We start from the raw sequence: 17,041 nt of genomic DNA on the forward strand, positions 1-17,041 counted from the left end.
GCACTTGGCGAGGCGCCACCCGGGCCTTCTTGTTGCACCCGTCCCCTTTTTCACGCTTCGCGCGGATCGCCCCCTGACTCAGGGGGCCATTTACGCGCGGTACGCGACGGCCTTCATCAGGCGTGAAGAGAGCGCCATCAGGGTCGGGATCGGCTGCGGCAGCACGCGGGCGCCGGCCTGTTCGGCGTTGTCGGCGTGGCGGGCTTCGTCGGCCTTCATCGTGCGCAGGATCGCGCGGCTGCGTTCGTCGCCGGGCGGCAGGGTCTGCAGGTGTTCTTCCAGGTGGGCCTCGACCTGGCGTTCGGTTTCGACCACGAATCCGAGGTTCCAGCCATCGCCGCGCAGGCCGGCGGCCAGGCCGATGGCGTAGCTGCCGGCGTACCAGAGCGGGTTGAACACGCTGGGCCGGCTGTCGAGTTCGGCCAGGCGGTCGCCGCACCAGGCCAGGTGGTCGGTTTCTTCCTGGGCGGCGTGCTGCAGGTGCTGGCGGGTGGCTTCATCGCGGGCCACCGCGGCCTGGCCCAGGTACAGGGCCTGCGCGCAGACCTCGCCGGTGTGGTTGATGCGCATCAGGCCGGCCGCATGGCGTCGGTCGGGTTCGGCCAGTTCCGGGTCCGGGAGGCTGCCGGCCGGGTTCGGCCGTTCCGCGCGGGCCTGGCCCAGGCTGGTGCCCAGCGCGTGCTGGAACTCGATGATCAGGCGGTCCAGGGGGCTGAAGTGGCGGGGAATGCTCATGCCAGGTGCTCGGCCAGGAAGTCGATGGGGTGGCGGACGTTCATTGTAGTCCCGGTGGCCAGGTGCAGCCGGCAGCCGATGTTCGCCGACAGCAGCTCGCTGGCACCGGAGTCGGCCAGGGCCTTCAGTAGCGGCGCCCGGAAAGCCTCGGCGCGGGCCGGTTCGGCCAGCTGGTGCAGGCCGGCGGCGCCGCAGCAGCCGGTGTCGGGCAATTCCACCAGGTCCAGTCCGGGAACCCTTGCCAACAGGCGGCGCAGGGCGGCGTCGGAGCGCACCACGCTGCGCTGGGTGCAGGGCAGGTGCAGGGCCACGCGGCGCGCGGCGGGCCGGAAACGCAGCCGGTCGCCGGCCTGGTCGAGCAGCACCAGCGGGTCTTCCACCCGGGCCGCGCCCTGCAGGCTGCGCGACAGCGTGTCGTGGCAGCCCGAGGTCGAACACAAGACGCGTTCCTGGCCGGCGAAGGCATTCCGGTTTGCCAGCGCCAGCCGGGACGCGCCGCCGGCATCGCCGGCATGGGCCGCGGCCGCGCCGCAGCAGCCCTGGCCCGATGGCACCACGCTGGCAATGCCGGCGGCGGCCAGCAGGCGAGACAGGGCGTCGCGGGTGCCCGCCTCGTGCGGGCGGGCGATGCAGCCGGTGAACAGGGCCACCACCGGGGCCCCGGCCGGGGCCTGGACGGGCCCGGCCTTCTTTTCCAGGGGCGTTTGCGGCGCGGGCGGGGGCGGCAGCGCCGCGCGCCAGCGGCGCGGCAGGATCCGGGCCAGCGGCCGCTGCAGCGCGACTAGGAAGGAAAGCAGCCGCGGCCGGGCCAGCAGCGCCAGCGCGGCGCGAATCCGCGGCGACGGTGGCGTCCGGGCGGCCTGCAGGGCGCGGGCGCCCTCCAGCAGTTCGCCGTAGCGCACGCCGGCCGGGCAGGCGGCTTCGCAGCGGCGGCAGCCCAGGCAATGGTCCAGGTGGGCATCGCCGACCGGTCCTGCGACCAACTGGCCGGAGGCCACCGCGCGCATGTAGGCGATCCGGCCCCGGGGGGACTCGGCTTCGCTGCGGTCGAGCTGGTAAGTGGGGCAGTGCGGCAGGCACAATCCGCACTGCACGCACTGGTCTGCCAGCGCCAGCAGGGGCGCGGCGCCCGGCGCCCCGGGCGGGGAAGGGCGGGCCAGGGGCGGCGTGGCGGGCATGCGGCGATGCTAACACGGGGTTAAAACGGGCTTGCACACAGGCCAAAGGGCGGCTATCATTCCGCTTCTTTCAACCCCGATTTCTCATTTGGAGCCGTCATGAAGTCCATGACCGTCAGCGCCAAGCCGGAGACCGTCAAGCAGGACTGGTATGTTGTCGATGCCAGCGGCAAGACCCTTGGTCGCCTGTGCTCGGAACTCGCGCGCCGTCTGCGCGGCAAGCACAAGCCGGAATACACCCCGCACGTCGATACCGGCGATTACCTCGTCGTGATCAATGCCGAGAAGATCCACGTCACCGGCAACAAGCTGCAGGACAAGAAGTACCACCGCTTCACCGGCTACGTCGGCAACCTGAAGACCGAGTCCCTCGGCCAGGCGCTCGACGCGCACCCGGAGCGGGTGATCGAGATCGGCGTCAAGGGCATGCTGCCCAAGAATCCGCTCGGTCGCGCCATGTTCCGCAAGCTCAAGGTGTACAAGGGCTCCGAGCATCCGCACTCCGCCCAGCAGCCGCAGGCGCTGGACTTCAAGGCTTAAGGCAACTTTATGGCTACCCAGCAGAACTACGGCACCGGCCGTCGCAAGTCCTCCACCGCCCGCGTCTTCATGCGCTCGGGCAGCGGCAAGATCGTCGTCAACGGCCGTCCGGTCGACGAGTTCTTCGGTCGCGAGACCTCGCGCATGATCGTGCGCCAGCCGCTCGTGGTCAGCGACATGGCCGACAAGTTCGACTTCACCGTCACGGTCGAGGGCGGTGGCATCACCGGCCAGGCCGGCGCCATCCGCCTGGGCATCGCCCGCGCGCTGGTCGAGTACAACGACACGCTGAAGCCGGAGCTGCGCAAGGCCGGCCTGATGACCCGCGACGCCCGCGAGGTCGAGCGCAAGAAGGTCGGCCTGCACAAGGCCCGCCGCGCCACCCAGTTCTCGAAGCGCTAATAACTTCGTAAACTGGCGCGGTCCCGGAATTGGGGGATCGTCTAATGGTAGGACTGCAGACTCTGACTCTGCCTATCTAGGTTCGAATCCTAGTCCCCCAGCCAAAATGAAGAGGGCTCCCGAAAGGGGGCCCTTTTCATTACACGACTACCCCTCCAACCCCACCCGGCGATAGACTCGGATGCATTCGCTCCCGGAGCCTGTCCCATGCCCGTTCCCGCCACCGAACTCGCCCGCCTGTTCCCGCTGGAATCCCTGCGCCAGGAAACCCGGGACCAGCTGGCCCGCGAGGCCCTGGTGTCGGACTACGAGCGGGGCGACAACGTCTTCGAAGCCGGCGACCTGGACGAAGACACGATCTACCTGCTCGAGGGCGAGCTGCGCTGCATCTATCCGGACGGGCGGAACGTGGCCCACATCGCCTCGGCCCCGCACGGACGGTATTCGCTCAACGACGCGATCCCGCGCCGGTTCACGGCCAAGGTGATGTCGTCCAGGGCCAGGGTGATGCGCGTGGACCGGCGTTACCTGGAAAAGCTGATCACCTGGGACCAGCTCAGCCGCGACGAGAACTATCGCCACTTCGGCAGCGCCCCGGGCGGGAACGACTGGGTGTTCCGCCTGCTGCGGGCGCCGGCCTTCGCGCGGCTGCCGACCGGCAACATCGAGAAGATGTTCCAGATGTTCGAGCCGGTGACGGTCAAGCCCAGCGAAATCGTGATGCGCGAGGGCGACCCGGCGGACTATTTCTACGTGGTGCGCTCGGGCACCGCGTCGGTATCGAAATACCTCGACGGGGCCCCGCAGGTGGTGGCCTACCTGCGCGAAGGCGACACCTTCGGCGAGGACGCACTGCTGTCGAACCTGCCGCGCAACGCGACGGTTCGGATGATGCAGGGCGGCCAGCTGATGCGGCTCTCGCGCGAGGCCTTCGAGGCGGTGCTGAAGCCGCCGATGCTGTCGTGGGTGCTGCCGGCGGATGCGGCCCGGCAGGTGCAGGCGGGTGCGGTGCTGCTGGACGTGCGGATGCCGGAAGAGCACGCACAGCGTGCGATCGACGGCTCGGTGAACGTGCCGCTGTACCGGCTGCGCGAGGACGTCGACAACGTGCTGTCGCCGGGCGCGCGCGTGGTGGTCTACTGCAACACGGGCGAACGCTCGGCCGCCGCGGCCTTCGTCCTCAAGCGCCTGGGCTACGAAGTCAGCGCCCTGCACGGCGGCCTCGGCGCGATGCTCCGCATGCTCGCCGCCAGCACCCCCGTCGCCTGACCCTGCGCCTGTAGGAGCGCCTTCAGGCGCGAATCTCCTGCCCTTGGCCTTCGGCCAAGCAAAGCGCCACTCACGACATTCGCGGGTGGAGGCGCCGCGCCTTCGCCCCGTCCGACACGGCGTGAACCCATCCATGGGGCCTCGTCGTCGACATCCATGTCTCCGATCCGTCGGCCGGGGCGAAGGCGCGACACCTCCCCAACAGCACGTCATGGCCGAGGGGAAAGCAGCTTTCGCGAGACCTTGAAAATGCCCGGTGCTTGTCGGGCTTTTCTGGCTTGCGGGACTGGCAAGCTCAGCCGGGCTCGCCGTCCTTGCTTGCCCGCCGGCAACCGGATTCCTTCGAGGAGGTAGCGTGCAGTCGCCCTGCTTGGCCAAAGGCCAAGACGAAAAGCATCGCGCCTGAAGGCGCTCCTACAGGTGCGGGGTCAGGCGGGGCGGCGAAGGGGGCGGACCTGGCCGCCGATGATGACGTCGTCGGCGCCGCGGGCCGCGAACAGGCCGCAGGTGACCACGCCCGGGATCTGGTTGAGCCTGGCTTCCAGGCCCACCGGGTCGGCGATGCGCCAGTGGTGCACGTCCAGGATCCAGTTGCCGTTGTCGGTGACCACGCCCTCGCGCCAGATCGGGTGCCCGTCCATCGCGGCGATTGCCCGCGCCACCAGGCTGCGCGCCATCGGGATGACCTCCACCGGCACCGGGAACTCGCCCAGCAGTTCCACCTGCTTGGCCGCGTCGATGATGCAGATGAAGCGGTCGCTGGCCTGCGCGATGATCTTCTCGCGCGTCAGCGCCGCGCCGCCGCCCTTGATCAGCCGGTTGTACGGGTCGCATTCGTCGGCGCCGTCCACGTACAGCTTCAGCGGCCCGACGGCGTTCAGGTCGAACACCGGGATGCCGTGCGACTCCAGCTGGCGCGTGCTCTGTTCCGAGCTGGATACCGCGCCCTCGATCCGGCCTTTCATGCGGGCCAGGCCGTCGATGAAAAACGCCACCGTCGAGCCCGTTCCGACGCCGACGACCATGCCGTCCTCGACGTATTCCAGGGCCTTTTCTGCGGCCAGTTTTTTCTGTTCGTCGCGGGACATCTACTGGCCTCCGGCCTTTGCCATCGAAAGGATGCGCTTGTACTGCGCCGCGCCGACCGGCATCACCGACAGCCGGTTGCCGCGCCGAAGCAGCGCGAAATCGCCGAACTTCTCCGCCTCGGCCTTCATCGCCTCCAGCGACACGGTGCCGTCGAACTTGCGTTCGAAACCGACGTCCACCAGCCACCAGCGCGGCTCTTCGGGCTTGCTCTTCGGGTCGTGGTAATCCGAGCCGGCTTCGAACTGGGTCGGGTCCGGGTAGGGCTCCGAGGCCACGCGCGCGATGCCGACGACGCCGGGCACGGCGCAGTTGGAGTGGTAGAAGAGGATCGGGTCGCCGACCTTCATCTCCTTGAGCATGTAGTTGCGCGCCTGGTAGTTGCGCACGCCGCTCCAGGGCTCGGTGCCGACGCGTTCGAGCGCGTCGATCGAAAATTCGTCGGGTTCGGACTTCATCAGCCAGTGTTTCATGGCGGCCATTATCGCCCGAATGCCAGCCAGTCGGACTCGGTGGCGACGGCGTCGAGCGGCACGTCCCAGTCTTCGGCATCCAGCGCCGGGATTTCCTGGCAGGCGTAGGCCACGCCGACCAGGTGCGGTGGCGCCGTGACGCCGCGCCGGAAGGCGAAACTGCGGTCGTAATAACCGCCGCCCATGCCCAGCCGGTTGCCGGCGCGGTCGAAGCCCACCAGCGGCAGCAGCACCACGGACATGGCCTCGGGTGCCAGCGTGGAGGCGGGCTCAACCTCGGGCTCGGGGATGCCGAAACGGTTGTTCACCAGCGGGTCGCCGGCACGCCAGGGGGCGAAGCGCAGGCTGCCATCGGCCTGCAGCACCGGCAGGCACCAGACCTGGGCCGGGGCCAGGCGCAGCTGCACCGCGTGCAGGGGAACTTCACCGCCCACGGCCCAGTAGCCGGCGACGTAGCCGGGTTCACGAAGGTCGGGCTGGTCGGAAAGGTGGCGTGCCACCGCGTCGGCGGCCGCCAGGCGCTCGCCCGGGGGCAGCGCCGCGCGCCGGGCCTGCAGTTGCCTGCGAAGTTCGGGGCGCGTCGTGTTCAAGAAATAGCCTCCACCATGCCGATGCGTGCGAAACGACCTTGATCCCTGGGATCAAGTGGGTACCCGGACCATCGCTTCAGGCTTTCCGCAACAGGGCGGACATGCGCACCACTTTGGGCCAGATTCCCGGGTCGTGTTTATGGGACAAGGCGAATGTTAGGCACGCTGTCGGACACGGCAGAGGACTGGCGGGAATTATATGCCCGGCTTTGCCGGAAAGCGTGAACGTCAGCGTGCCGTGTCGAACAGGCCGTCGAGCTTGCGGTTGAGTTCGCCCAGGGTCTGGTTCAGGGCCTGGTCGCGCTGTTCGGACTGGCCGCGCAGCTGCAGCAGTTCGTGGGCCAGGTTCAGCGCCGCCAGCACCGCGACGCGGTCGATGGCGGCCATGCGGTTGCCGCCGCGGATTTCGCGCATGCGGGCATCGAGCAGGTGGGCGGCGGCGGTCAGGCCCTCGCGCTCGCCCGGTTCCACGCCGACGGTGTACTCGCGGTCGAGGATCTTGACGTTGACCGGCTCGCTCACGCGTTGTGCTCCAGCGACTTCAGGCGCGCGATCATGGCCTCGACCCGGGACCGGGCCTGTTCGTTCTTGTTGAGCAGGGCGGCGCGTTCGGACACCAGCTGTTCCTGGCCCTGGCGCAGGCTGCGGTTTTCGTCGAGCAGGCGCCGGTGCTGTTCGGCCAGGCGCTCGAAGCGCTCGGCAAGGGCCTGCAGCTGGGCGATCGGGTCGTTGGCGCTCATCGCGGACATCTTGGGCGGGCCTCGGGACGGGGTCAATAAGGCGCGGGGATGGCGGCCACGGTGCCGGGCTGCCAGCTGCGGATGAAGGCCAGGCAGCGGTGCGAATCGAGCGGCGGCGACAGCCAGAAGCCCTGGATCTCGTCGCAGCCCTGTTCGCGCAGGTAGCTCAGCTGCTGCTCGCTTTCCACGCCCTCGGCGATCACGTTCAGGCCGAGCGAATGACCCATCGTGATGACCGTGGCGGTGATCGCCTCGTCGTCGGGATCGCGGGTGAGGTCGCCGATGAATTCCTTGTCGATCTTGAGCGTGTCGATCGGCAGTCGCTTGAGGTAGACCAGCGACGAATAGCCGGTGCCGAAGTCGTCGATCGCCAGCGTGATGCCGAGCTTGCGCAGCTCGTTGAGCACGTGGGTGGTCTGCTCGGCGTTCTGCATCACCATCGACTCGGTGACTTCCAGCTCGATGCGGTTCGAAGGCACGCCGAGGTCCTGGATCAGGTGGCGCAGCTGTTCGGGCAGGTTGCCGCGCAGCAGCTGCAGCACCGAGACGTTGATGCCGATCGAGATCTCGTTCAGGCCGTGCGCGCGCCAGCGCTTGAGCGTCTGCAGCGCCTCGTTGAGCACCCAGTCGCCGATCTGCAGGATCAGGCCCGATTCCTCGGCCAGCGGCACGAACACGGTGGGCGGGATCTCGCCGAGCTCGGCGCTGTGCCAGCGCAGCAGCGACTCGACGCCGGTGATGCGGCCGTCGGCCAGGGCCATGCGCGGCTGGTACACCAGCCGGAACTCGCCGCGGTCGAGCGCCTTGCGCAGCGAAGCCAGCACCGTCGCGCGCCGGCGCGATTCGGCGTCCATGGTCTCGTTGTAGATCTGGTAGGTGTTCCGGCCCTCGGCCTTGGCCTGGTACATGGCGGTGTCGGCGAACTTGAGCAGGTCGGTCGGCACCAGGGCGTGGTCGGGGTAGAGGCTGATGCCCAGCGACGGCGTGATCGAGACGTCGTGGCGCTCGTCCACTTCCAGCGGCATCGTGAACGCGGTGAGGATCTCGCGCGCCATGCGCTCGACGGCCGGGACCGATTCGACGTCCTCGAGCACCACCGTGAACTCGTCGCCGCCCAGGCGGGCGACCGTGTCCGAGGCCCCGACCGTGGCCTGCAGGCGCGTGGCCGCCGCCTTGAGCAGGCGGTCGCCGGCGGCGTGGCCGAGTGAATCGTTGATGTCCTTGAAGCGGTCGAGGTCCAGGAACAGCACCGCTACCCGGGTCTCCTGCCGGCGCGCGCGCACGATCGCGCGGCCCAGGCGTTCGGATAGCAGGGCGCGGTTGGGCAGGCCGGTGAGGGTGTCGTAGTTGGCCAGGTAGCGCAGCTCCTGCTCGGCGCGCTTCTTGTCGGTGATGTCGTTCACCACCGCCACGAAATGGCTGCGCAGGCCCAGGGCGTCGCGCACCTCGCTCATCTCGATCCAGCCCAGGAACTCCTCGCCGTCCTTGCGCCGCTGCCACATTTCGCCGGCCCAGTGGCCGGTGCGCTCGAGCACGTCGCGCACGCGGCGGTAGAACTCGGCGCTGTGCTGGCTCGAATCGAGCAGGCGGCTGTTCTGGCCGATCACTTCCTCTTCGCTGTAGCCGGTGATGCGCGAGAAGGCCGGGTTCACCGAGATGAAGCGGAAGTCGAGGTCGATCACCGCCACGGCTTCGCTCATGCTGCGCAGCACTTCCAGCGCGACGCGGCGTTCGCGCTCGGCGCGGCGGATGGCGGTGATGTCGCGCGCCGTGCCGGCCATGCGCAGCGGGCTGCCGGCGCTGTCGCGTTCGACCACCTTGCCGCGCGAGCGCACCCAGACCCACTCGCCGCGGGCGTTGCGGATGCGGTGTTCGGACTCGAAAACCTCGGTGTGGCCGACGATGTGCTCCTGAAGCAGCTTCTGCACCCGCGGCAGGTCTTCCGGGTGGATGGACTGGGTGCGCCAGTCGTCGGTGCTCATCTGGTCGCGGCTGCCGTGGCCGAGCAGCTGATTCGCGCCCAGGCGGTAAAGGCTGTTCTCGCGGATGTTCCAGTCCCAGAACTCGTCGCCGGAACCCCACAGGGCCAGGTTCAGGCGCTCCTCGCGTTCGTGGATCTCGCCGAGCAGGGAGGTTTCCTGGCGCCGGCGGTGGCTCCAGACCCGCCAGAGCAGCCAGCACAGGAACAGCGCGATCGCGAGCAGCACCCACTGCACGATGCCACCGAGCACCAGGCCGCCGGCCTGGGCCAGCACCGTCCCATTTGCATTCAGCGCCATTGCGACCGGTGGTCCCCTGGGTTTTCCCCTTTACCTCGCCGAGTGTAGGGGGGCACCCACAGCGCCACAAGCAGCGGCAGCGCCCTTGCTAGAATGCCGGCAACTCCGACCAGGCCGATTCGATGACCCAAGCCCAGCTCCCCGCCCACGCCCTCGTGGCCGCCGAACTGGAGGCCCTGGAGGCCTCGCTGGCCGCGTCAGAGCTGCACGGGTCGCTGTGCGGCTTCCTGGCCGGCGGGGGCGCGCACGACCGCAAGGGCTGGTTCGCGGCGGTCATGGCCGACCCGCTGCTGTCGCCTCCCGAGCCCGACGGGGCGCTCGACCAGCTCTACCGGGCCAGCGCCGCCCAGCTCGAATCCCCCGATTTCGGCTTCGAACTGCTGCTGCCGGCCGACGGCCAGCCCGTGGATGAACGCGGCGACGGCCTGCTGGCCTGGTGCCGCGGCTTCCTGGGCGGTTTCGGCATGGCCTCGGGCGCCAACCCGCCGCTTTCCGAAGACTCCCAGGAAGCCCTGGCCGACATGGCCCGCATCGCCGCCAGCGACCTGAGCTACGAAGAGCCCGAGGCCGACGCCGAGGCGCTGGAGGAAGTGGCGGAATTCGTACGCGTCGCCGTGCTGCTTCTTCACAGCGACTGCGTGCTCGGTCCCCGGCACCGTCGCAAGCTCAACTGAGCCGGCCATGATCAAAGCCGCCGAATTCGCGCGTCGCCGCAAGCAGCTCATGCGCATGGCGGACGAGGACGCCATCCTGATCCTGCCGGCCTCGCCCGAGCGCGTGCGCAGCCACGACACGCATTATCCCTACCGCCAGGACAGCGATTTCTGGTACCTGAGCGGCTTTCCCGAGCCCGAGGCGGTGCTGGTGCTGGTGCCGGGCCGGGCGCACGGCGAGGTGCTGCTGTTCTGCCGCGAACGCGACCCCGAACGCGAAGCCTGGGACGGCCCGCGCGCCGGGCCCGAGGGCGCGGTGGAAGCCTACGGCATGGACGATGCCTACCCGATCACCGACCTCGACGAGATCCTGCCCGGCCTGCTGGAAGGCCGTTCGCGCGTCTATTACCACTTCGGCCGCGACACCGAGTTCGACCTCAAGCTGATCGGCTGGGTGAACCGCGTGCGTTCCCAGGTGCGGCACGGCGCGCAGCCGCCGCACGAATTCCTCGAACTGGGCCACCTGCTGCATGAGCTGCGCCTGTTCAAGAGCGCCGCCGAGCTCAGGCTGATGCGGCGCTCAGCGGCCATCGCCTGCGAAGCCCAGCTGGCGGCCATGCGCGCCACGCGGCTGGGTGGCCACGAATACGAAGTGGAGGCGGCGCTGCAGTACACCTGGCGCCGCCACGACGCGGTCGCCGCCTACGAACCGATCGTCGGCGCCGGCGCCAACGGCTGCGTGCTGCATTACCGCGCGAACAAGGCGCCGCTGGCCGACGGCGACCTGCTGCTGTGCGACGCCGGTGCCGAATACGCGGGTTACGCCTCCGACATCACCCGCACCTGGCCGGTGAACGGGCGCTATTCGAAGGAGCAGCGCGCGCTTTACGACATCGTGCTCGACGCGCAGCACGCCGCGCTCGAGCAGGCCCGGCCCGGCCGGCCCTGGATCCTCGGCCACGAGGCGGCGGTGGAAGTGCTGACCGAAGGCCTGCTGTCGCTGGGCCTGCTCAAGGGCAGCCTGAAGACCGCGCTGCAGTCGGGCGCCTACCGGCGCTTCTACATGCACAAGACCGGCCACTGGATCGGCCTGGACGTGCACGACGTCGGCGAATACAAGGTCGCCGGCGATTACCGCGAGCTCGAGCCGGGCATGGTCTTCACGATCGAGCCGGGCCTGTACATCGCGCCGGGCAGCAAGGGCGTGCCGGCGAAGTGGCAGGGCATCGGCATCCGCATCGAAGACGACGTCGCCATCACCAAGTCCGGCCACGAAGTGCTGACCGACGGCGTGCCCAAGGACGCCGACGCCGTGGAGGCCGTGCTCGCTTCGCGCCTGTAGGAGCGCCTTCAGGCGCGAATCTTTTGCCTTTGCCTTCGGCAAAGAAGAAATTCGCGCCTGAAGGCGCTCCTACATGTCGAACTTGTTCAGTTCGACTCCCAGCGACTGGTAATGCTTCCAGCGCTCGCGCAGGGGCGCGCGGGCCGAGGGGTCCGCAGGCACGACCTCGAGCACGCGCTCGAAGCCGGCGGGCACCGGCGCGTCGCGCAGGTTCAGCACCAGCGGGCGCAGCGCCGGCGACTGTTCGGGCGGGGCGATCAGCACCTCCACCTCGTCTTCGTCCTCGTCCATGCCGGCGATCTGGTGCGGCAGGAATTCGTCGGGGTCGAAAGACCACATCAGGTCGTCCAGGGCCTCGGCCTGTTCGGCCGAGGCGGCCAGTACGAGCAGCGGCTGGCCCGCGTGCACGGCCTTGCGGGCCAGTTCGCAGACCAGCAGCAGCGGCTGCTCGCGGAAGCGCGGCTTGCCGATCAGATAGAAATCGGCGCGTGGCACCTCAGCCGGCCCGGTCCACCAGCCACTGCGTCAGCAGCCCGACCGGACGGCCGGTGGCCAGGCCCTTGCGGCCTTCGGTGTTGGACACGCCGGCGATGTCGATGTGCGCCCAGCGCTGGCCTTCGGTGAAGCGCGACAGGAAGCAGCCCGCCGTGATCGTGCCCGCCGCCTTGCCGCCGATGTTGTAGACGTCGGCGAAGCCGGACTCGAGCTGGCTCTGGTAGTCGTCCCACAGCGGCAGGCGCCAGGCGCGGTCGTGCACGTTCTCGCCCGCGGCCAGCAGTTCGTCGGCCAGGTCGTCGTGCTTGCTCATCAGGCCGGCGGCGTGTTTGCCCAGGGCGATCACGCAGGCGCCGGTGAGCGTGGCGACGTCGACGATGGCCTGCGGCTCGTAGCGCTGCACGTAGGTCAGCGCGTCGCACAGGATCAGGCGGCCCTCGGCGTCGGTGTTGCCGACCTCGATGGTCTTGCCGGACATGGACGTGATGACGTCGCTGGGGCGGTAGGAATCGGCGTCGACCATGTTTTCCACCGCCGGCACCACCATCACCAGGTTCAGCGGCAGCTTCATCTTCGCGACCGACAGGAAGGCGCCGAAAACGCTGGCGGCGCCGCACATGTCGAACTTCATTTCCTCGATGCCGCCCTGGACCTTGAGGTTGATGCCGCCCGAGTCGAAGGTGATGCCCTTGCCGACCAGCGCGTAGGGCTTGGCGTCGCCGGCGCCGTTGTAGCGCAGCACCACCAAACGCGGCGGGTTGGCCGAGCCGCGGGCCACCGCCAGCAGCGAGCCCATGCCCAGCTTTTCCATGTCGGCGCGCTCGAGGATCTCGGCGCTGACGGCTTCGTTTTCCTTCGCGATGCGGTGCGCGGTCTCGGCGAGGTAGCCGGGATTGCAGATGTTCGGCGGCAGGTTGCCCAGTTCGCGCGCGAGCTCCACGCCGGCGGCGATGGCCTGGCCGCGTTCGAAGTCGGCCTGCAGCGCGGCGTCACCGCTGACCTCGACCGAGCCGAGGCCGTCGTCGCCGTTCTTGGGCTTGCGGGTGGCGGTGTAGGCGTAGGCGGCGTGGTCGGCCGAAACCACGGCCTGGCGCACGGCCCAGCCCGCGTCGCGACCGGCCACCGGCAGTTCGGACAGCGTCAGCAGCACGTGGCGCGCGGGCCCGGTGCGCAGCGCGCGCACGGCGTCGGTGACCGCCTTCTGGTACTGCGCCGCGCCGAACTTTCCGCTCTCGCCCAGGCCGACCACCAGCACGCGCGGTGCCTTCACGCCGTCGAGGTCGTGCAGCAGCGCGGTGCAGCCGGTCTTGCCCGAGAGGTCGCCGCGGGCGGCCAGCGCTGCCAGCCGGCCGCCGGCCGCCTTGTCGATGGCCTGGCCCGATTTCGACAGGCTGCCATCGGCGAACAGGCCCACCACGACGCAATCAACGTCGGCATTGGTGGGTTCGGGGCGGTTCAGGCGAAATTCGAGGCTCATGGACGATCACCGTTACAATTCACAAACCGCGATTCTAGCAAGCCCACCCCCCTTCCAGCCCGGCGCCCCTGAATGCTGCTGATCGAGCGTTACCTGCTGCGCCAGTTCGCCCAGAGCGTGGCAGCCGTGGCCCTGGTGCTGCTGCTGGTCGGCCTGGGTGGCCTGCTGGTGGACCTGATGGCCGAAATCGCGGGCGGCAAGGTGCCGGCTGCCCTGCTGCTGTCGCAGATGGGGCTGAGGTCGATCCAGGTGCTGCCGCTGCTGCTGCCGCTGGCGCTGTTCGTGGGCCTGCTGATGGCCATCGGCCGCCTGTATGGCGACAGCGAGATGGCCGTGCTGTCGTCGGTGGGCCTGGGTCCGCGCCAGCTGTGGCGGCCGCTGCTGGCGGTGGCGCTGCCCTTGGCGCTGGTGGTCGCCCTCGCGTCCCTGTGGGCGGCCCCCGCCGGGGCCCGCCTGGCGCAGCGCATGATCGAGGACGCCAACCGCTCCTTCCTGGTCGCGGGCCTCGAGGCCGGGCGTTTCATCGAACTGCCCGGCAAGGCCGGCATCCTCTACGTCGGCGACATCGACACCGAAGGTTCGCGTTTTGGCCGCATGTTCGTGCAGACCGAACGCGAAGGCCGGCTGGACGTCATCACCGCGCGTGAGGGCGAGCTGATCCTCGAAGGCGAGCGCGGCCGCTACCTGCTGCTGCGCGACGGGTTCCGCGTCGAGGGCGATCCGTCCGTGCGCGATTTCCGGATGATGCGGTTCAAGGAAAACGAACTGCAGGTGCCCGACCGCGAGCCCGACGTCGACGACGACGAGCTCGACGCCGTGCCGACCCTGGCGCTTTGGCCTTCCGACGGCGCCGCCGCCCGCGCCGAGCTGCACTGGCGGGTCGCCACCCCGATCCTGGTGCTGGTGCTGGGCGTGCTGGCCCTGCCGCTGGGGCGCGGCGAACCCCGCCAGGCCCGCTACGGCCGCATGCTCGCGGCGCTGCTGATCTACATCAACGCGATGGTCCTGCTGGTGCTGGGCAAGGGCTGGCTGGCGACGGGAACCCTGCCGGCGTGGCTGGGCATGTGGTGGCTACTGCTGCCGATGGCGCTGCTGGCGGCCTGGCTCTTCATCACCGACGGCCGGGTGTCGCGCCGGCGGGTGCCGGCATGAGCCGTCCGCTGCCCGGCCGCATCGACGTCTACCTGGCGCGCGCCGTGCTGGTGGCAACCCTGGCCACCTGGGCGGTGCTGCTGGGCTTCGACCTGCTCAATGCGATGGTCCGCGAACTCGACGAAGTGGGCGAGGGCGGCTACACGCTCAGCCACGCCTTGCTGTACACGTTGTACACGCTGCCGCGGCGCGCCTATGAACTTTTCCCCACCACTGCGCTGATCGGCACCGTGCTGGGCCTGGGTGGCCTGGCGGCGCGCTCCGAACTGACGGCGCTGCGGGCGGTCGGCATCTCGCGGCTGCGCATCGGCCTGGGTGCGCTGGGTTCGAGCGGCCTGCTCGCGATTCTGATGATGCTCAATGCCGAAACCGCCGCGCCGGCCGGCGAACAGCAGGCGCAGGTGGTCGTGAATTCCGCGAAGACCGGCGACGTGTCGATGGCGCGTGTCTCCGGCCTGTGGGCCCGGGAGGGCAACCTCTTCCTCAACGCCCGCGACGGCCAGCGTCGCGAGGAACAGGGCGAAACCTGGACCGAACTGCAGGGCGTGCGCCTTTACGAATTCGACGAAGACGGTCGCCTGCTGGCGCTGGCCCAGGCGCAGTCGGCGGAACACCGCGGTGGCCAGTGGCTGCTCAAGGATGTCCGCCGAAGCCGCTTCGGGCCGCGTTCGGTGGAAGTCGAAGAGCACGAAACCGAGGCCTGGGCCACCACGCTCGGCGACGAGGTCGTTTCATCGGCGATCAAGCGGCCGCGCTACCTGTCCAGCGCGGAACTGCAGCGCAACATCAGCTACCTCGAGCGCAACGGCCTGGACGCCAAGGCCTTCGAGAACGCCTACTGGGCGCGCTGGTTCTATCCGCTCAACGTGGTCGTGCTGTGCCTGGCGGCGCTGCCCTTCGCCTTCGGTTCGCTGCGTTCGGGCGGGTTCGGCAAGCGGCTTTTCGTCGCCATCGTCATCGGCATCGGCTACCTGCTGGCGCAGCGCCTGGTGGTCAGCCTGTCGGACGTCTATCGCTTCGATGCGCGCCTGGCTTACCTGCTGCCGCCGGTGGCGCTGATGATCGTGTGCTGGGGATTGTTCGGGCGGCGCGAGTAGCCCGGCCAACGCCTTGCGCGCTCAGCGCGGCGGGGCGTCGAGCCGCACCAGCAGCGTGCCGCTGGCCAGGTCGTGCCAGCCGCGGCGTTCGCGGTCGACCAGGCACCACAGCAGGCCCAGGCCACCGGCCAGCAGCGACAGCGTCGCCACCGCATAACGCAGCACAAGCGCGCGCAGCGACGGGCTCCGGCCGTCGGCCTGCAGCACCTTCAGCCGCCAGGGCCGCATGCCCAGGGTCTGGCCGCCGCGGTACCACGAGAACACCGCGTAAAAGCCGGTTACGCCCCAGAGCAGGGCCAGCTCCAGCCACGAGGCCAGGCTGCCGGGTTCCACCGGCTCGCCGCCGCGCACCAGCAGCACCGCGGCGCTGGTGGCGAACCACAGCGCCAGCGCCGGGAAGAAGTCGTAGACCAGGGCAAACAGGCGCCAGCCCAGGTGGGCCGGGCGGGCGCTCGCGGCGGCCGGCGGGGAAGGGGAGTCAGGCATCGCGACAGCATAGCCGGGGCCGATGGTGGTCGTTAAGCTGCGGCCATGCCCGCCAGCCGTCCCGCCGATCGTCGCGCCCGCGCCCAGTCCCTGCCGCCGGCCTCGGACGCCGACCAGCGCGCGATCACCGGTTTCCTCGACCGCGCCTGGGCCGAAAGCGGCCTGGCCCGGCTGACCCTGGACAGCTACCGCCGCGACCTCGAAGGCCTGGCCCGCTGGCTGGCCGCGCGCGGGCAAAGCCTGGCCGCCGTCGACCGCCAGGGCCTGTTCGACTACCTGGCTTACCGCACCGACGCCGGCTACGCCGCGCGCAGCAACGCCCGGCTGCTGTCGGCGCTGCGCGCCTACTTCGCCCAGCAGGCGCGCCTGGGCCTGCGCGACGAAGACCCGACCGCCCGGCTGGACCCGCCCAGGCTGCGCCGCAGCCTGCCCAAGGCGCTTTCGGAAAGCGAAGTGGAGGCGCTGATCCAGGCCCCGGACACCGGCACGCCGGCCGGCCTGCGCGACCGCGCGATGGTCGAACTGATGTACGCCACCGGCCTGCGCGTGAGCGAACTGGTCAACTTGCCGGCGATGGCCGTGAACCTGCGCCAGGGCGTGCTGCGCGTCACCGGCAAGGGCGGCAAGGACCGCCTGGTCCCGCTGGGCGAAGAGGCCCAGCACTGGCTGCAGACCTACCTCGACCAGGCCCGGCCGGCGCTGGCCGGGGGCAGGGCGGCGGCGCCGCTTTTCCTGGGGCGCGGCGGCGAGGCACTGAGCCGCCAGCAGTTCTGGAACGTCGTCAAACGCCTGGCCGTGCTGTCGGGCATCGACCCGGCGCGGGTCAGCCCGCACGGGCTGCGGCATAGCTTCGCGACCCATCTGCTCAACCACGGCGCCGACCTGCGCACCCTGCAGATGCTGCTGGGCCACAGTTCGCTCTCGACCACCCAGATCTACACCCTGGTCGCGCGTGAAGGCCTCAAGCGCCTGCACCAGCAGCACCATCCACGCGCCTGAACCGGCCCCGCCCTGTGCGAGAATCGCTGAACTTTCCGGCCCCCCGCG

General features: G+C 69.7%; 19 protein-coding genes, 1 tRNA gene and 1 other RNA gene. 9 read left to right on the plus strand and 12 right to left on the minus strand.

Annotation, left to right across the window (positions count from 1 at the left end; all coding sequences use genetic code 11):
* Positions 1–90: 90 nt before the first annotated feature.
* Together coq7 and ACE3TE_RS09030 are read right to left on the minus strand one after the other, a co-directional pair.
* Positions 91–735, minus strand: a complete 645-nt coding sequence (coq7, locus tag ACE3TE_RS09025) for a 2-polyprenyl-3-methyl-6-methoxy-1,4-benzoquinone monooxygenase (protein ID WP_374604213.1) — start codon at positions 733–735, stop codon at positions 91–93.
* Positions 732–1,913, minus strand: a complete 1,182-nt coding sequence (locus tag ACE3TE_RS09030) for a (Fe-S)-binding protein (RefSeq protein WP_374604215.1) — start codon at positions 1,911–1,913, stop codon at positions 732–734. The genes coq7 and ACE3TE_RS09030 overlap by 4 nt, the downstream gene beginning before the upstream one ends.
* A 108-nt stretch (positions 1,914–2,021) precedes the next feature.
* On the opposite strand from ACE3TE_RS09030, the gene rplM reads away from it, so the two are divergent.
* From rplM to ACE3TE_RS09050, 4 genes are all read left to right on the plus strand, one after another.
* Positions 2,022–2,453, plus strand: a complete 432-nt coding sequence (gene rplM / locus ACE3TE_RS09035; RefSeq protein WP_374604338.1) for a 50S ribosomal protein L13 — start codon at positions 2,022–2,024, stop codon at positions 2,451–2,453.
* 9 nt (positions 2,454–2,462) lie between these two features.
* Positions 2,463–2,855 carry a 30S ribosomal protein S9 gene (gene rpsI, locus ACE3TE_RS09040; RefSeq protein ID WP_374604216.1) on the plus strand — a complete coding sequence of 131 codons (393 nt, stop codon included), beginning with the start codon at positions 2,463–2,465 and terminating at the stop codon, positions 2,853–2,855.
* A gap of 30 nt (positions 2,856–2,885) precedes the next feature.
* Positions 2,886–2,959: transfer RNA gene (locus ACE3TE_RS09045), tRNA-Gln, on the plus strand.
* A 103-nt stretch (positions 2,960–3,062) separates the two neighbouring features.
* A complete protein-coding gene (locus ACE3TE_RS09050; RefSeq protein WP_374604218.1) occupies positions 3,063–4,124 on the plus strand; it encodes a cyclic nucleotide-binding domain-containing protein in 1,062 nt (353 codons plus the stop codon).
* A gap of 428 nt (positions 4,125–4,552) precedes the next feature.
* Here the strand turns inward: ACE3TE_RS09050 and rpiA are convergent, their stop codons facing one another.
* The 7 genes from rpiA to ACE3TE_RS09085 form a co-directional block, all read right to left on the minus strand.
* Positions 4,553–5,212 carry a ribose-5-phosphate isomerase RpiA gene (gene rpiA / locus ACE3TE_RS09055; protein WP_374604220.1) on the minus strand — a complete coding sequence of 220 codons (660 nt, stop codon included), beginning with the start codon at positions 5,210–5,212 and terminating at the stop codon, positions 4,553–4,555.
* A complete protein-coding gene (locus tag ACE3TE_RS09060) occupies positions 5,213–5,692 on the minus strand; it encodes an EVE domain-containing protein (protein WP_374604221.1) in 480 nt (159 codons plus the stop codon).
* Positions 5,692–6,273: a 5-formyltetrahydrofolate cyclo-ligase gene (locus ACE3TE_RS09065; RefSeq protein ID WP_374604223.1), complete on the minus strand. Its 582-nt coding sequence runs from the start codon at positions 6,271–6,273 to the stop codon at positions 5,692–5,694. Before ACE3TE_RS09065 ends, ACE3TE_RS09060 begins: the two co-directional genes overlap by 1 nt.
* Before the next feature lie 3 nt (positions 6,274–6,276).
* Positions 6,277–6,460: non-coding RNA, 6S RNA (gene ssrS / locus ACE3TE_RS09070), on the minus strand.
* 41 nt (positions 6,461–6,501) lie between these two features.
* Complete coding sequence (locus ACE3TE_RS09075) at positions 6,502–6,795, minus strand: cell division protein ZapA (protein WP_374604225.1); 294 nt, start codon at positions 6,793–6,795, stop codon at positions 6,502–6,504.
* Positions 6,792–7,013: a TIGR02449 family protein gene (locus tag ACE3TE_RS09080; RefSeq protein ID WP_188664449.1), complete on the minus strand. Its 222-nt coding sequence runs from the start codon at positions 7,011–7,013 to the stop codon at positions 6,792–6,794. The genes ACE3TE_RS09075 and ACE3TE_RS09080 overlap by 4 nt, the downstream gene beginning before the upstream one ends.
* A gap of 32 nt (positions 7,014–7,045) precedes the next feature.
* Positions 7,046–9,292 (minus strand): putative bifunctional diguanylate cyclase/phosphodiesterase, encoded by a 2,247-nt coding sequence (locus ACE3TE_RS09085; protein WP_374604227.1) that lies wholly within the window; start codon positions 9,290–9,292, stop codon positions 7,046–7,048.
* A gap of 122 nt (positions 9,293–9,414) precedes the next feature.
* Between ACE3TE_RS09085 and ACE3TE_RS09090 the strand changes: the two genes are divergently transcribed.
* Together ACE3TE_RS09090 and ACE3TE_RS09095 are read left to right on the plus strand one after the other, a co-directional pair.
* Positions 9,415–9,966, plus strand: a complete 552-nt coding sequence (locus ACE3TE_RS09090; RefSeq protein WP_374604229.1) for a UPF0149 family protein — start codon at positions 9,415–9,417, stop codon at positions 9,964–9,966.
* A gap of 7 nt (positions 9,967–9,973) precedes the next feature.
* Positions 9,974–11,287: an aminopeptidase P N-terminal domain-containing protein gene (locus ACE3TE_RS09095; RefSeq protein ID WP_374604231.1), complete on the plus strand. Its 1,314-nt coding sequence runs from the start codon at positions 9,974–9,976 to the stop codon at positions 11,285–11,287.
* Between the two features lie 69 nt (positions 11,288–11,356).
* Here ACE3TE_RS09095 and ACE3TE_RS09100 read toward each other — a convergent pair whose 3' ends face one another.
* Both ACE3TE_RS09100 and ACE3TE_RS09105 read right to left on the minus strand, forming a co-directional pair.
* Positions 11,357–11,782, minus strand: coding sequence for a DNA polymerase III subunit chi (locus ACE3TE_RS09100; RefSeq protein WP_374604233.1), 426 nt, complete (start codon positions 11,780–11,782; stop codon positions 11,357–11,359).
* Between the two features lies 1 nt (position 11,783).
* Positions 11,784–13,259 carry a leucyl aminopeptidase gene (locus ACE3TE_RS09105; protein WP_374604235.1) on the minus strand — a complete coding sequence of 492 codons (1,476 nt, stop codon included), beginning with the start codon at positions 13,257–13,259 and terminating at the stop codon, positions 11,784–11,786.
* A 72-nt stretch (positions 13,260–13,331) separates the two neighbouring features.
* Between ACE3TE_RS09105 and lptF the strand changes: the two genes are divergently transcribed.
* On the plus strand, positions 13,332–14,411 hold the full coding sequence (lptF, locus tag ACE3TE_RS09110) for an LPS export ABC transporter permease LptF (protein ID WP_374604237.1): 1,080 nt from the start codon (positions 13,332–13,334) through the stop codon (positions 14,409–14,411).
* Positions 14,408–15,508, plus strand: coding sequence for an LPS export ABC transporter permease LptG (lptG, locus tag ACE3TE_RS09115; protein ID WP_374604239.1), 1,101 nt, complete (start codon positions 14,408–14,410; stop codon positions 15,506–15,508). Before lptF ends, lptG begins: the two co-directional genes overlap by 4 nt.
* Before the next feature lie 21 nt (positions 15,509–15,529).
* Here lptG and ACE3TE_RS09120 read toward each other — a convergent pair whose 3' ends face one another.
* Positions 15,530–15,994 (minus strand): RDD family protein, encoded by a 465-nt coding sequence (locus ACE3TE_RS09120; RefSeq protein ID WP_374604241.1) that lies wholly within the window; start codon positions 15,992–15,994, stop codon positions 15,530–15,532.
* A gap of 45 nt (positions 15,995–16,039) precedes the next feature.
* Here ACE3TE_RS09120 and xerD point away from each other — a divergent pair, with 45 nt between their 5' ends.
* On the plus strand, positions 16,040–16,993 hold the full coding sequence (gene xerD / locus ACE3TE_RS09125; protein WP_374604243.1) for a site-specific tyrosine recombinase XerD: 954 nt from the start codon (positions 16,040–16,042) through the stop codon (positions 16,991–16,993).
* The last annotated feature ends 48 nt before the right edge of the window (positions 16,994–17,041 follow it).

It is taken from the genome of Arenimonas sp. (genome assembly GCF_041919775.1).
GTDB lineage: Bacteria > Pseudomonadota > Gammaproteobacteria > Xanthomonadales > Xanthomonadaceae > Arenimonas.

What these genes read in the sequence shown, in the direction of transcription:
- coq7 (WP_374604213.1), bottom strand. Translation starts at nt 735, where the DNA reads ATGAGCATTCCCCGCCACTTCAGCCCCCTGGACCGCCTGATCATCGAG.
- ACE3TE_RS09030 (WP_374604215.1), bottom strand. Translation starts at nt 1,913, where the DNA reads ATGCCCGCCACGCCGCCCCTGGCCCGCCCTTCCCCGCCCGGGGCGCCG.
- rplM (WP_374604338.1), top strand. Translation starts at nt 2,022, where the DNA reads ATGACCGTCAGCGCCAAGCCGGAGACCGTCAAGCAGGACTGGTATGTT.
- rpsI (WP_374604216.1), top strand. Translation starts at nt 2,463, where the DNA reads ATGGCTACCCAGCAGAACTACGGCACCGGCCGTCGCAAGTCCTCCACC.
- ACE3TE_RS09050 (WP_374604218.1), top strand. Translation starts at nt 3,063, where the DNA reads ATGCCCGTTCCCGCCACCGAACTCGCCCGCCTGTTCCCGCTGGAATCC.
- rpiA (WP_374604220.1), bottom strand. Translation starts at nt 5,212, where the DNA reads ATGTCCCGCGACGAACAGAAAAAACTGGCCGCAGAAAAGGCCCTGGAA.
- ACE3TE_RS09060 (WP_374604221.1), bottom strand. Translation starts at nt 5,692, where the DNA reads ATGGCCGCCATGAAACACTGGCTGATGAAGTCCGAACCCGACGAATTT.
- ACE3TE_RS09080 (WP_188664449.1), bottom strand. Translation starts at nt 7,013, where the DNA reads ATGAGCGCCAACGACCCGATCGCCCAGCTGCAGGCCCTTGCCGAGCGC.
- ACE3TE_RS09085 (WP_374604227.1), bottom strand. Translation starts at nt 9,292, where the DNA reads ATGGCGCTGAATGCAAATGGGACGGTGCTGGCCCAGGCCGGCGGCCTG.
- ACE3TE_RS09090 (WP_374604229.1), top strand. Translation starts at nt 9,415, where the DNA reads ATGACCCAAGCCCAGCTCCCCGCCCACGCCCTCGTGGCCGCCGAACTG.
- ACE3TE_RS09095 (WP_374604231.1), top strand. Translation starts at nt 9,974, where the DNA reads ATGATCAAAGCCGCCGAATTCGCGCGTCGCCGCAAGCAGCTCATGCGC.
- ACE3TE_RS09105 (WP_374604235.1), bottom strand. Translation starts at nt 13,259, where the DNA reads ATGAGCCTCGAATTTCGCCTGAACCGCCCCGAACCCACCAATGCCGAC.
- lptF (WP_374604237.1), top strand. Translation starts at nt 13,332, where the DNA reads ATGCTGCTGATCGAGCGTTACCTGCTGCGCCAGTTCGCCCAGAGCGTG.
- lptG (WP_374604239.1), top strand. Translation starts at nt 14,408, where the DNA reads ATGAGCCGTCCGCTGCCCGGCCGCATCGACGTCTACCTGGCGCGCGCC.
- ACE3TE_RS09120 (WP_374604241.1), bottom strand. Translation starts at nt 15,994, where the DNA reads ATGCCTGACTCCCCTTCCCCGCCGGCCGCCGCGAGCGCCCGCCCGGCC.
- xerD (WP_374604243.1), top strand. Translation starts at nt 16,040, where the DNA reads ATGCCCGCCAGCCGTCCCGCCGATCGTCGCGCCCGCGCCCAGTCCCTG.